The 13,025-nt window shown below is 52.8% G+C and carries 11 protein-coding genes; all 11 read right to left on the bottom strand.

Translation table 11 applies throughout. From position 1 onward, the window contains the following. Nucleotides 1–5 precede the first annotated feature (5 nt). On the bottom strand, nt 6–482 hold the full coding sequence (locus AB1I49_RS03625) for a hypothetical protein (RefSeq protein WP_407721386.1): 477 nt from the start codon (nt 480–482) through the stop codon (nt 6–8). Between the two features lie 78 nt (nt 483–560). Then, nucleotides 561–2,012: a coproporphyrinogen dehydrogenase HemZ gene (gene hemZ, locus AB1I49_RS03620; RefSeq protein WP_407721385.1), complete on the bottom strand. Its 1,452-nt coding sequence runs from the start codon at nt 2,010–2,012 to the stop codon at nt 561–563. A gap of 1 nt (nt 2,013) precedes the next feature. Continuing rightward, nucleotides 2,014–2,640, bottom strand: coding sequence for an MBL fold metallo-hydrolase (locus AB1I49_RS03615; protein WP_407721384.1), 627 nt, complete (start codon nt 2,638–2,640; stop codon nt 2,014–2,016). Beyond that, nucleotides 2,637–3,092, bottom strand: a complete 456-nt coding sequence (gene dtd, locus AB1I49_RS03610) for a D-aminoacyl-tRNA deacylase (protein WP_407721383.1) — start codon at nt 3,090–3,092, stop codon at nt 2,637–2,639. The genes AB1I49_RS03615 and dtd overlap by 4 nt, the downstream gene beginning before the upstream one ends. Nucleotides 3,093–3,102: 10 nt before the next feature. Further along, nucleotides 3,103–5,298, bottom strand: coding sequence for a RelA/SpoT family protein (locus AB1I49_RS03605; RefSeq protein ID WP_186834144.1), 2,196 nt, complete (start codon nt 5,296–5,298; stop codon nt 3,103–3,105). Beyond that, nucleotides 5,295–7,340, bottom strand: a complete 2,046-nt coding sequence (gene recJ, locus AB1I49_RS03600) for a single-stranded-DNA-specific exonuclease RecJ (protein ID WP_407721382.1) — start codon at nt 7,338–7,340, stop codon at nt 5,295–5,297. The genes AB1I49_RS03605 and recJ overlap by 4 nt, the downstream gene beginning before the upstream one ends. A gap of 17 nt (nt 7,341–7,357) precedes the next feature. Further along, nucleotides 7,358–9,019, bottom strand: a complete 1,662-nt coding sequence (recN, locus tag AB1I49_RS03595; protein ID WP_407721381.1) for a DNA repair protein RecN — start codon at nt 9,017–9,019, stop codon at nt 7,358–7,360. An 18-nt stretch (nt 9,020–9,037) separates the two neighbouring features. Beyond that, entirely contained in the window at nt 9,038–9,487 is a 450-nt protein-coding gene (gene argR, locus AB1I49_RS03590; protein WP_316611399.1) for an arginine repressor, read from the bottom strand. Beyond that, complete coding sequence (locus AB1I49_RS03585) at nt 9,484–10,344, bottom strand: NAD(+)/NADH kinase (RefSeq protein ID WP_186834147.1); 861 nt, start codon at nt 10,342–10,344, stop codon at nt 9,484–9,486. The genes argR and AB1I49_RS03585 overlap by 4 nt, the downstream gene beginning before the upstream one ends. 8 nt (nt 10,345–10,352) lie before the next feature. After that, a complete protein-coding gene (locus AB1I49_RS03580; RefSeq protein ID WP_186834148.1) occupies nt 10,353–11,156 on the bottom strand; it encodes a TlyA family RNA methyltransferase in 804 nt (267 codons plus the stop codon). Further along, nucleotides 11,125–13,020 (bottom strand): 1-deoxy-D-xylulose-5-phosphate synthase, encoded by a 1,896-nt coding sequence (gene dxs / locus AB1I49_RS03575; protein ID WP_316609973.1) that lies wholly within the window; start codon nt 13,018–13,020, stop codon nt 11,125–11,127. The genes AB1I49_RS03580 and dxs overlap by 32 nt, the downstream gene beginning before the upstream one ends. Between the last annotated feature and the right edge of the window lie 5 nt (nt 13,021–13,025).

Here is a 13,025-nt window from a genome sequence, read left to right as displayed (position 1 = left end):
TTCGATTACTCAGCGGCTTCTTCCGCTGTCTCAGCTGCAGTCTCAACCGCTTCCTCAACAACCTCTGCAGCGGCTTCGGGAGCTTCCTGAGCTGCGGGAGCAGGCTCATCTTCCTCTACCTTCGCGCCGCAAATGTTGCAGTAAATGGAATTTCTGGGGATTTTAGCCTCGCACTGGGGGCACTTCTTCTGATTCTTTACGGAATCAATATGAGCGTTGATGATGTCGAGGTTCTCCTTGAGCTCCTTTACATCGGCTATCAGCTGAGAGACCTCAGCGGAGGTGTCAACGCCGAATACCTCTTTCTTGTAGGTATACTTACCGATATCGCGGAGCTTCTTGTTGATTTCGCCTCTGATTTCGGCGGCAGTAATCTTGTGCTTTGATGTGTCGTATACAGTGGACGCTTTCTTTGAAACCACAGCTGCCGCTGCTTTAGCGTTAACTACTACATCGTCAAAAATTTCATCGAATTTTCCCATAATAATCACCTTTCTGTTTGATTTCGGAGCTTTGCTCCTTTAAATTTATTATCAAATAGTATAGCACTATTTAATATATTATTCAATGGTTGATTTGCCGTAAAAGCCCTGTATCTCGGCTTTTCTTTTAAGAATTTCGTCAAATCGGTCTATATATTCATACGGGAATTTGAAGTTAAATATCCGTTTGAGATAGTCCGTCTGCTGATTTTTCAGTTTTGTCACTCCGCCGCAGCCACAGGCTAAAATAGTATGGGTCTCGTCCATGACATAGACGTTGTACAGGCTCTCGCAGCCGCGCTTTGACCAGCCGACGTTTTCGAGATTGCCTACCATTCGCGTCTGGCGGTAGAGGTAATAGGGAATGTACTCGCTCTCTGTCAGGCGCTTTTTGGCGTAAGCGAGCATCTCACGCGCAGCGGCGGCTTCCTCACGGTTGAGGGTCTTGCCGTCCTGAGTGAGTGTTGACGCGCGCTTCATGCAGAGGGTGTGAACCGTCACGCACTCCGCCTCGAGCCTGAGCATATCGTCGAGCGAACGGGCGAAGCTCTCGGGAGTATCGGCGGGAAGTCCCGCGATAAGGTCGGTATTTATATTATTAAAACCGCATTCGCGCGCCAAAGCAAACGCCCTGAAAAAGTCCTCTGCCGTGTGGCGTCTGCCGATAGCACGCAGCACCTCATCATTTGTCGTCTGGGGATTTATGCTTATGCGGTCAACTTTATTTTCTTTTAAGGAATAAAGTTTCTCGGCGGTGATGGTGTCGGGTCTGCCCGCCTCAACAGTGAACTCGCGGCAACTCGACAAATCAAATGAGGAATTGACCGTTCCGAGAACCTTATCGAGCTGTTCCGCGCTGAGGGTGGTCGGAGTTCCGCCGCCGAAGTATACGCTTTCCGGACGCAGTCCCAAATCCGACGCGATCTGAGCCGTCGCCTTTATCTCCTCGCAGAGCAGGTCTGTATACGGCTGAATCAGCTTTTTCGCGCGCTCGACCGAAGACATTACGAATGAGCAGTAGCTGCACCTTGACGGGCAAAACGGCACGCCTACGTACAGGCTGAAGCTCTCGGGCCGCGAAAGACTGATGATCCTCTGTTCGTGCTCCTCTGTCATCATCGCGAGACTGAGCTTTTCCGGACTGACAAAGTAATCGTCGAGAAAACGGCGTTCAACCGCCGCCTCACCGAGCTCTTCCCTGACGCGGCGCAGAAGCTTGATCGGCCGCACGCCTGTCAGCAGTCCCCATGGCTGGTCTACTCCGCTGAAATCGCGGAGAATCACATAGAGCAGCTTGACCATACTCAGCTCGTTTTCGCCGTCGTCGGATGACACGGGCGCGGATTTTGCCGCTTCAAAACCGCCGATACGGACGCTGACGGTAATATTCTCTCCCTGCTCTGCGCAGATATAAGGCAGCTCCAGGGCTGAATCGTCCTTGAAAACGTTTATCTTTTCGTTCGGGAAGAACAGCCGCGTTAAGTTTTCGAGCTCGAACCAGAATTTGTTGTTGCGGACGTAAAGATTCATATTACAGTCTCCTCATCAGAGGATTCCATCTGCGCTCGTGCTCGAGCGTAGTCATCGGGCCGTGACCCGGGATTACGTGGTAGTCGCCGTCTAGCTCCTTGAGCTTTTTGAGCGAGGCGATCATATTCATGTCGTCGCCGGTCGGCAAGTCGGTTCTGCCGTATGACTCGCAGAAGAGCGTGTCGCCGCTTATCATAACGTCGTCGAAAATATACACTCCGCAGCCGCTCGTGTGACCGGGTGTGTAAAGATACTTTATCTCGGTTTCGCCGAGCTTGAAGGTTTCTCCGTCGTCGAGCAGGATATCCGCGGAGAACGGTTTGAACGGAATGCCGTGGCGAGCGGTGCCGTTGTAATCGGTATTGCTGAGAAATTCGTTATTGTGCTTGCCCGTGACGATTTTCGCGCCGAACTTATCCGCAAGCTGCTTTGCAAAGCAGATATGGTCATAGTGGCCGTGAGTCAGAATCACATATTCGAGCCTGCCGCCGTCCTTCTCGATCTGAGAAATCAGCGCATTGCTCTCGGCTCCGGGGTCGGTGACGGCGCTCTTGCCTGTCGCCTCGTCGACTAGATAGCAGCAGTTTGTGGCGATCTCTGTAACATGGTAAAGTTTAATATCTATCATCGTTTCAAATCCTTTGAGTTAATGTCGATGGTGACGGGGCCGTCGTTGAGCAGCGACACCGCCATATCAGCGCCGAAGATTCCCTGAGCGACCTTCTTCACGCCAGCGTCGCGGAGCCTTTGGCAAAAATATTCATATAGCGGCTCTGCCTGTTCGGGTCTTGCTGCGGCTATAAAGCTCGGACGCCTGCCGTGGGAACAGTCCGCGCAGAGTGTGAAGTTTGAGATAACGAGCACCTCGCCGCCGATATCATCTAGAGAGAGGTTCATCTTGTCGTTTTCATCGGTAAAGACGCGAAGTCCCGCGATTTTGTTTGAGAGAACCTCCGCCTCCTTTTTGTCGTCCTCCTTAGCTACGCCGAGGAGTACGAGGAAGCCCTGTCCGATTTCGCCGACGGTCACGCCGCCAACCTCAACCTTCGCGAATTTTACGCGCTGCAATATTGCTTTCATATGATATATCCTATAATCTCTTGATCTCCTCAATGCCGTTAATATCCGAAAGCCTGGATATTACGCCGCGAAGGTGGTTTCGTCCCATAACGTCGATTGTCACTGTGACAACCGCCTTGTTGTTCTTGACCTCGCGGGAATTGAGGGTGTGAATGTTGATGTGCATTGTGGACAGCTTGACCGTCACGTCCGCGAGCAGACCCGAGCGATCGGTAGCTGTGATCTGTAATGTACTGCGGAACGCCTCGTCGACCTGCTCCTCCCAGAAGCAGCTTACCCAGCGCTCGGGTTCCTCGGACTGCGAGATGTCCTTCGGCACGTTGGTGCAGGTGCGCTTGTGAATGGACACACCGTAGCCGCGTGTAATATAGCCGATAATCTCGTCGCCCGGAAGCGGGTTGCAGCAGTTCGAGAACTTAACAAGAACGTCGTCGTTGCCCTCGATGATAACTCCTGAGCTCGCCTTGCTGCGCTTTTCTGGAACTGGCGGTACGGTTATGCTCTCGAGGTCGCTCGCGTAGGTTTTCTGATACTCCTCGCGCAGACGCGGCATGATTTTCCAGAGCTGGATACCTCCGTAGCCTACTGCCGCGTAGAAGTCGTCGAGCGTATTGTACTGCTTTTTGACGGAAACGCTGCGAAAAAACTCGGGGTACTCCTCTTCGGTGAGGTTCATTCCCTGACGCTTGAACTCGCGTTCGATCATAGCCTTGCCCTCGACAATGTTCTCGTCACGTTTCTCGTGCTTGAACCACTGTCTGATTTTGGACTTGGCTGACGCGGTTTTGCATATATCGATCCACGCGCGGTTGGGATGCTCCTCCTTCTGGGTGAGAATCTCGCAGATGTCGCCCGTGCGCAGCTTATAATCAATGGATACGATTTTGTTGTTAATTTTAGCACCGACCATGCGGTGGCCGACCTGAGTGTGTATAAGATAAGCGAGGTCAATCGGCGTTGAACCTCTGGGCAGGCTCATAACATCGCCCTTCGGAGTAAAGACGTAAACGTCGTTTTCCTCGAAGTCGTTGCGGATATTGCGCGCGATATCTGTCGCGTCCTCGGTCTGGAGCTGCTCGAGAATCATCTTTCTGACGTTCTCGATATTCTTGTGCAGCCTGTCCTCGACCTTGCCGTTTTTGTCCATACCGAGCTTGTATTTCCAGTGAGCCGCGATTCCGTATTCGGCGGTGTAGTGCATTTCCCAGGTGCGAATCTGCACCTCGAAGGGAATTGCATTCTTGTCGAGCACGGTTGTGTGAAGGCTCTGGTACATATTCGGCTTGGGCATCGAAATATAGTCCTTGAAGCGGTTCGGAATCGGCTTGAAGATATCGTGCACAACGCCGAGAACATTGTAGCAGTCGGATACGTTGTCAACGATGACCCTGACAGCGAAAACATCAAAAATCTGGTCGATGCTCTGACCGCGCATGAAGGTCTTGCGGTAAATGCTGTTGATGCTCTTGACCCTGCCGCTGATAAAGACGTTCTTGATGGTATCCTTCGTCTTTGCAAGGAGCTGAGCCTTGATTTCCTCAATGAACTTATCTCTGCCCTCCTCGTTCATTAGAAGGGTGTTTTCGATTTCGCTGTAGCCAATCGGGTCGAGGTACTGCAAAGAACGATCCTCAAGCTCGTCTTTGATCGCCTTGATACCGAGGCGGTGCGCTATCGGTGCGAAAACCTGCATGTTTTCGAGGGATTTATCCCTGCGCTTCTGCTCGGGCATACAGTCCATAGTGCGCATATTGTGCAGTCTGTCGGCGAGCTTTATGATAATGACGCGGATATCGTCCGCCATCGCGATAAGCATTTTTCTGATGTTCTCAGCCTGCTGCTCCTCGCGCGAAGAATACGGGATCTTTGAGATCTTGGTTACGCCGTCAATGAGCTTGGCAACATCAGCGCCGAAGCGTCTGCCTACCTCTTCTAAGGTAACGTAGGTATCCTCGACCGTGTCGTGCAGCAGCGCGCCGCAGATCGTATCTGTGTCCATACCGAGCTCCGCGACAATGCAGGCAACCGAGGTTGGATGGAGAATGTACGGAATGCCCGAAACCCTGCGCTGGTCGCCGTGACACTTCTCGGCAAAGCTATAAGCGGAGCGTATTTTCTCCATATCGCAATTGTTGTTCGAGGTTTCGAGAATGTGCTCCAGCTCAGAATAGTCCTGGTAATGCGCTACGTTTGAAAATCTGCTCACTGTATCGCCTCCTTTAGCGCTTTTATGACGGGTGCGGCTTCAAGGCTAACCTTGCCGCTTGTCGGATTGAGGGTGATGCTTGAAATGCCCATTCCCTCTGTATAATTGATCAGTGAAAGCTGTTTCATCGCTTCGAGGATCACGCGGATCCTGCCGAAGTTGATTTTTCCTCCCAGACGGTGCGGCAAGGTATCGATCGGATATCTGTATCCGCCGTTATTCCTGAGGTACCTGTAAACCGCCGCGAAATCATCGCGCTCCGGCAGCAGGCGTTTAAGAACCGACTGTGGAAGCTCCCTTCCGCTGATGAAGGTCTCGAACGCTCGGTTGGCGTTAAGTATCCGTTCGCTGTCGACGTCGCTGTACTTTATATCCTTGATGTAAACGGCAACAGAACTGAGCCCGTTGTAGGTGTTGATCTCGAGCGTCGCGGCAATGTCAACCACATCGCCTCTGCAATACGGGAATTCATCGGGAGTAACAAAGAAGTACATCGCGGCGATGCCCGCTCCGTTTCGTGAAAGAAGAACACGGAGATGTTTATTATTCCCAACAGGAATTATATTATCAATCGTCATTTTATAAAAGCCGAATACAGGCGTGGGGTTGCCCGCGCCGTAGGGCTGCATGCACTCAAGCTCACTGATAGCCGTCAGATCAAGATAGGCGGGATTGAGCTTGCAGTCGATATTCAGCGTATCATACGGCATTTTCTGAAAACCGGCGGCGTATTTGTTAATTCTTTTACGGAATAATTCTATGTTTTTGCTCTCGAGCGAAAGCCCTGCCGCCATAGGGTGTCCGCCGTAGTGAGTAAGAAGCTCGTCGCAGGCGGCAATTGCGTCGCACAGCGGAAAGCCCTCTACGCTTCTGCCCGAACCTTTCGCATTTTCTCCGTCGCGGGAAATGACGATCGCGGGCTTGCCGAAGGCTTCCTTGACGCGTGATGCGACAATGCCGACAACGCCTTGGTGCCAGCCCTCGCCGTCGAGGACGATAACGCTGTCGCGGGCAAGCGCGGGATTATTTCTTATCATTTCGTCAATCTGAGAAACTATACTGTTCTCGATTTCGCGCCTTTCGGTGTTATCGTCGGTCATCGTCTGGGCGATCTCAACCGCCTCGTCGTAATCCTCAGTGAGAAGCAGGCTGACGGATCTGCCCGACGAACCGAGCCTGCCGACGGCGTTTATGCGCGGCACAAGGGTGAAGGACACCCTGCCTGCTGTCAGGGGCTTGTCGCCTATTCCCGAGGCCTGGACGAGCGCACTGATTCCCGGGCGGTCGGAGTTCTTGATCCGCTCCAGTCCGCGCTTTACAAATACGCGGTTCTCACCGCGCAGATCAACTATGTCGCCTATCGTGCCGAGGCTGAGAATATCGGCGTAGTTGTCGAGCAGCATATCGGTGTCGCAGTACTCGCCCTCGAGCGCCATAATCAGCTTGAATACAACCCCGACGCCCGATAAACTCTTGAACTTACTCGGACAGTCCTTTCGGTGCAAATCAACTACCGCGACTGCGTCGGGCAACTCCGAGAGCGGCATATGGTGGTCGGTGACGACCGTATCGATGCCCAGCTCCTTTGCGCGGGCGATCTCCTCCTTCGCGGCGATTCCGTTGTCAACCGTGACAATCAGCTTCACGCCCTTTTCGGCGAGCAAATCCACGGCGGCTTTGTTCATGCCGTAGCCCTCGGTCTCGCGCGACGGAATATAGTAGGTGACATTCGCTCCGACCGTTTCAAGATACGAATACAGAAGCGCGGTTGAAGTTACGCCGTCCGCGTCGTAATCGCCGTAGACACAGATAAGCTCGCCGCTGTCTATCGCCTGTCTGACGCGCTCGGACGCCTTGTCCATGTCCTTGATTTCGAGCGGATCGGCAATAACGCTGTTGTTACTGAGAAAATCCTGCACCTCGTCGCGGGAAGAAAAACCTCTGATTTGCAGCAGCATTGCAATCAGCGGCGGTATTTGATTTTCATGCTCGATTTGCTTTGCCTTTTCCCTGTCGAGCGGCGCAACCTTCCAAAGCTTCAAAATCAGCGCTTCCTTTCTTAATGGTCATGTATATGCAGCATATCCTCGGCATGAGAACGCGCCGCGTCGGTGATGTTTACTCCGCCGATGATTCTCGCGAGCTCGTTTACTCTGCCGTCGTAGTCGAGCGGCTGAACCTCGGTGAAGGTTCTTCCCTGCTCAACCTGTTTCTTTATCAAATAATGATGGTCGGCAAGCGCGGCGATCTGCGCCTGATGGGTAACGCAGAGAACCTGGCACTCCGACGATACCTCGCGCAGCTTGAGGCCTACCTTCTCGGCGGCAGAGCCCGAAATGCCCGTATCTACCTCGTCGAAAATCAGGGTATCAACGGTGTCAGTGCCCGCGAGGACTGTTTTTATCGCGAGCATCATTCGGGAAAGCTCGCCGCCCGAGGCGATTTTTGCGACTGGACGCGGTGTTTCACCGGGGTTTGCGGAAATCAACAGCTCCATCTTGTCCATGCCCTTTGGCGAGAGCGCTGATTCCTCGAAATACGGGACTAGCTCCACATTTGGCATATTCAAAAACGACATTTCCGCCTTTACCTTCTCGGCAAATTCCGCAGCGGTCTTTCGTCTATTATTGCTAAGCGCGAGCGCTGACTGCTCAGCCTCTTCCCTTGCGGCTTTGCAGGCGGCAATCAGCTCGTCGCGGTTTCTGTCATAGTTCAGCAATTCCTCCAGACGGCTCTGCATTTGTTCGGCTAACGCAGGCAGCTCGTCGGCGGTACAATTATATTTTCTTGTCAGTCGGTTGATCAGGTCGAGCCTCTCCTCGATTTCCTCCAGCCTTTCGGGGTCACTCTCGAGGTTGTCGAGCGCGTCGCTGACAAGCTCTGCACAATCGCGGAGATTGTAGTATACGTCGGTGAGGGTATTGCTGATTTCCTCATAATCGGCGCTGTAATTCGCGGCGTTCTGCATGGCGTTCGCCGCCATATCGACGAGCTCGCAGCCGCTGTTGTCCTCTCCGCTGAGAAGCATATGTGCACGGTTGAGAAGCGATGACAGCTTTTCGAAATTCATCAGCGCGGAACGCTCCGAATCCAGAGCTTCCTCCTCGCCGATCTGAATGTCAGCATCAAAAAGCTCCTTCGACTGGAAGCTGAGCAAATCTATTTCGCTGAGTCGGCTGCTCTCGTCGGAATTAGCTTCGTTTAATTTCTTCTGAAGAATTAAATATCTCTTGTACTTCTCCTTGTAATCCTCGAGCGCGGGTATCAGTCTGCCGTAGCGGTCGATGTAATCAATGTGGGTTTCGGGAGAAAACAGCTCGTAGCTCTCGTGCTGGCCGTGTATATTTATCAAGCCCGCCGCGATTTCTCTGAGCATTGCGGCGGTCGCGGGTCTGCCGTTGATTTTGCAGGTGCTTTTGCCCGACGCGCTGAGGGTTCGCTGCAAAAGCAGCTCGTCTTCATCTGAATCAAAGCCGAATCCCTCAAGCTTCCGACGGACGGCAGCATTCACGTTATCGAACTGAGCGCTGACGAACGCCGAGGAAGCGCCTGTGCGGATTATTTCGCGCGAGGTTCGCTGTCCCATGATAGCGTTGATCGCGTCGATGATAATACTCTTGCCCGCGCCCGTTTCGCCCGTGAGGACGTTCAGGCCGCTGCTGAAATCGATCGCGCTCTTCTCAATAACCGCGATATTCTCAATGTACAATGTCTGTAGCATGTTATCATCTCTGTTGGTTTATTTTTTCTGCTGTTTAAGATAGTCCAGCAGCTCTGCGGCGCTCTCGTCGCTGCGGCACGCAATAAAAATCGTATCGTCGCCCGCGAGGGTTCCGACAATATTGCTGTTCCCTATGGAATCGAGAGCGGCACAAACGGCGTTTGCCATGCCGCTGAGAGTCTTGACAACCACGATATTCTGCGCTCTGTCGATAGTCAGCACAGAGGTGGAGAACAGCTGCAGGAAGTTTGAGCGGATATCTGCCGAATTGCTGTGAGAAGCGCTGTAACGGTATTTGCCGTCGCTTCCGAGGGTTTTCACAAGGCGCAAATCCTTGATGTCCCTCGAAATCGTCGCCTGAGTTACCTTGTAGCCCGCCTGACTGAGACGAGCAAGCAGTTCATCTTGGGTTTCTATAGATGATGACGCGATTATTTCAAGAATTTTTTCGTGTCTTCCGCTTTTCATTTTATCTCTCTCTCCTTGAGTTTTTCGTTGAGTTTTTTATAGAAATTGCGTTTTTTTAGTGACATAAGCCGTAAGGTCTGCTCCGAACGGCGGATAATTACGGAATCGTTCTCCTGAATGTCGATATTTTCCTCGCCGTCCACCGTGAGAACGCAGGAACAGTCTAGCGGGATCTTGACCGTTACCGTGAGCTGCGAGTCCTCCTCAAACACCACAGAACGTGAGAACAGCGAGTGCGGACATACGGGAGTCATTAGAATACAGCGCATCTGCGGCGAAAGTATCGGGCCGCCCGCGGAAAGCGAATATGCCGTGGAGCCTGTGGGTGTTGAAAAAAGCAGTCCGTCGGCGCGGTACTTGGAAATCACTTCGCCGTCGAGCGAAAGAGTGAGGTCGATGATTTTTGAGAGCTGTCCGTGCGCCACAACAGCGTCATTTACGGCGAGATAATGCCGTGACACTCCGTCTTTGATGACCTCAATATCTAGCAAAAGCCTGTTCTCAACACTGTAGTCGCCCGTGATAAGCCGCGCGAGACTGTCAATTTCCTCGGTCTCAACGTCAGCCGCGAAGCCGAGCCTGCCGACGTTAACGCCTATGAGCGGAGTGTCGGTCTGAGCAGCGTACTTTGCCGCGTGGATAATCGTTCCGTCACCACCGACGGTGATCGCCGCGTCGCTGTGAGCAAGAAGCTGTCTTAAGCTAAAATAATATGTAATGCTGCTCGAGCGGAAATGACCCTTGCACTCGATCGGCATCGCCACGGACGCGCCGTGCTCACGCATCAGCGCAACTATCCTTTCGGCGCAGGAAATCGCCTTTTCCTTGCTGAGATTTACAATAATAGCCGCTTTCATTGTCGCTCCTATTTGTCAAGCTCCGCGTGAGAGCTTGCGACAAGCTGCTCGGGAGTGACCTCTGTGTATGATTTCGGTTCGTCGGATTTTCTGAGATGAATGAGGTACTCGATGTTTCCCTCGGGGCCTTTGATCGGCGAGTAGTCGAGATTGAGCACGTCAAAGCCGTTTTGCAGGACAAAGTCATAAATACCGCGGACTACCTCGATATGTACCTGAGGGTCGCGGACGACGCCCTTCTTGCCGACCTTTTCCCGTCCCGCCTCAAACTGCGGCTTTATCAGGCACACAGCCTCGGCATTTTCGCTGAGAAGCTCCCTCGCAACGGGCAATATCAGTCTGAGCGAAATGAACGACACGTCGACGGAAAAGAAATTGATATCGTCGGGCACCTGCTCGCGGGTGACCTTGCGCATATTGGTGCGCTCGAGATTTACTACGCGCTCGTCGGTGCGTAGCTTCCACGCGAGCTGTCCGTAACCCACGTCGATCGAGTATACCTTCTTTGCGCCGTTCTGGAGCATGCAGTCGGTAAAACCGCCCGTTGAGGCTCCTATGTCCATTGCAATTTTTCCGTTGAGGTCGAGATCAAAGTTTTTGATAGCCTTTTCGAGTTTAAGACCGCCCCTGCTTACGTAGGAAAGTACGCTGCCGCGCACCTCTAGGCTGACATTCTCGTCATAAGAGGTGCCGCACTTGTCCGCCTTCTGATTATCGGCGTAGACCAAGCCCGCCATGATTATCGCCTTTGCCTTCTCGCGGCTCTCGGCAAAGCCCTTTTCATATACCAGTATATCCAGTCTTTTTTTCATGAACAGAATTCCTTTTTTTGATGTTTTCCACCATGCCGTCGGAATCAAGCCTGAGCATGTGGAGCGCCTCGTCGACGGACATCTGCTTTACAAAGCCGTCGCGGATAGCGCGAATATGGTAGCTGCCTTCAAAGCCGCACAGATTGAGCATATCCGAGAAGGTACGGGCGATGCCGCCGTTGAGGATACCCTCCTCGAAGAACCACACCTTTCCGAAGCCCGCGGCAAAATCGATCGCCTTTCGGTTTATGGGCTTTATGCGGCACAGCTTTAGAATGCATACCTCGATACCCTCATTGGCAAGCCGCTCTTTTGCGCGCAGCGCGTAGGAGAAAAGTCTGCCGTAGGTGACGATCAGCATATCGCAGTCCTCGCTGCCGTAAATGTCAAAATCCACGCTCTCGTGCGTAAAATCATCGGGTCTGTAAAGCTCGCCGCCGCGCGGATAGCGAACGGAAACAAGTCCGTCGTCAACATATATCGCTGATTTCAGCGCGGATTTTAAGCCATCGAAATAGGTCGGAGAGTAAATCGTCGTTTGCGGAATTGAATTGAGCATTGAAACGTCGAATACGCCCTGATGAGTCTCGCCGTCGCTGCCGACAATTCCCGCGCGGTCAACCGCGAGAACGAGGTGGTTGTTGCCGAGCGCCGCATCGTGGATAAGCTGGTCGTAGGCGCGCTGCAGGAAGGTAGAATAAACCGCGAAAACAGGCCGCATTCCCTTTGAGGCGAGGCCGCAGCCAAAGGTGACGGCGTGCTCCTCGGCGATACCTACGTCGAAGAAACGGTTCCTGTACTGCTTTGAGAATTCCGTAAGCCCCGTGCCACCTGTCATAGCAGCGGTGATGGCGCAGATTTTTGAATCGTCCTCGGCGAACTCGCAGAGCGTCTTGCCGAAAACAGCCGAAAATCCCTTGTGGCTGGATAGCGGCTCGCCCGAGTCGATATCAAACTTGCCGATGCCGTGGAACTCACCCGGGCTCTTCTCGGCAGGCTGATAGCCCTTGCCCTTCTTGGTGACAACGTGGATCAGAACAGCCTTGTTTTCCTTTTTCGCGACGCTGAACGCGTTTTCGAGTTCCTCTACGCTGTGTCCGTCAATCGGGCCGAGATAGGTAAATCCGAAATCATCAAACAGCGTATTTTTGTACACCATATTCTTGATTCTCGATTTACTGCGGCGCAGAACACCGCGCACAAGCCTGCCGACAAGCGGTATCTTGGAGAGAACCTTCTCGGTTCCGCGCTTGACGCGGATATACCACGGCTGTATTCGCACCGTCGTCAGATAACGCGGAAACGCCCCGACGTTCTTTGATATCGACATTTTGTTATCGTTGAGAATCACTATGAAATTCTTGTTGAAACGGCCGGCGTTGTTGACCGCCTCAAAGGCAAGACCGCCCGTGAACGAGCCGTCGCCTATCACAGCGATAGTGTGACTGTTGTCGCCACTGAGCAGCTTTGCATTGGCGATTCCGAACGCCGCCGAGATAGAGGTGCTGCTGTGACCTGTATTAAAATCATCGTAAATGCTCTCCTCGGTTTTCGGGAAGCCCGAAATTCCGTCCTTGAGCCGTAATGTGTCAAATTTATCGTATCTGCCCGTGAGCAGCTTGTGGGTGTAGCTCTGGTGGCCGACGTCCCAGACAATGCTGTCCTTCGGGAAGCGGAAGCTGCGGTGCAGCGCAACAGTCAGCTCAACCACGCCGAGATTCGGCGACAGGTGGCCTCCGTTGACAGATACAACCTCGACGAGCTTTTCCCTGATTTCCGCGCAAAGCTGAGGAATCTCTTCCTCGGAAAGCCGCTTTACGTCCTTCGGGGAATGTATCGCCGGCAGGATTTTATACTCTCCCATTTTTC

This window comes from Ruminococcus sp. NATIVEDY160, assembly GCF_045819885.1.
In the GTDB taxonomy this organism is placed as follows: Bacteria; Bacillota; Clostridia; order Oscillospirales; family Acutalibacteraceae; genus Ruminococcoides.
The sequence above is the reverse complement of the archived record's forward strand: the minus strand, read 5'-3'. Positions and strand labels throughout refer to the sequence as shown.

Bases quoted from the DNA above. Each gene is read 5' to 3' on its own strand.
- AB1I49_RS03625 (WP_407721386.1), bottom strand. From the start codon at position 482: ATGGGAAAATTCGATGAAATTTTTGACGATGTAGTAGTTAACGCTAAA.
- hemZ (WP_407721385.1), bottom strand. From the start codon at position 2,012: ATGAATCTTTACGTCCGCAACAACAAATTCTGGTTCGAGCTCGAAAAC.
- AB1I49_RS03615 (WP_407721384.1), bottom strand. From the start codon at position 2,640: ATGATAGATATTAAACTTTACCATGTTACAGAGATCGCCACAAACTGC.
- dtd (WP_407721383.1), bottom strand. From the start codon at position 3,092: ATGAAAGCAATATTGCAGCGCGTAAAATTCGCGAAGGTTGAGGTTGGC.
- recN (WP_407721381.1), bottom strand. From the start codon at position 9,019: ATGCTACAGACATTGTACATTGAGAATATCGCGGTTATTGAGAAGAGC.
- argR (WP_316611399.1), bottom strand. From the start codon at position 9,487: ATGAAAAGCGGAAGACACGAAAAAATTCTTGAAATAATCGCGTCATCA.
- AB1I49_RS03585 (WP_186834147.1), bottom strand. From the start codon at position 10,344: ATGAAAGCGGCTATTATTGTAAATCTCAGCAAGGAAAAGGCGATTTCC.
- AB1I49_RS03580 (WP_186834148.1), bottom strand. From the start codon at position 11,156: ATGAAAAAAAGACTGGATATACTGGTATATGAAAAGGGCTTTGCCGAG.
- dxs (WP_316609973.1), bottom strand. From the start codon at position 13,020: ATGGGAGAGTATAAAATCCTGCCGGCGATACATTCCCCGAAGGACGTA.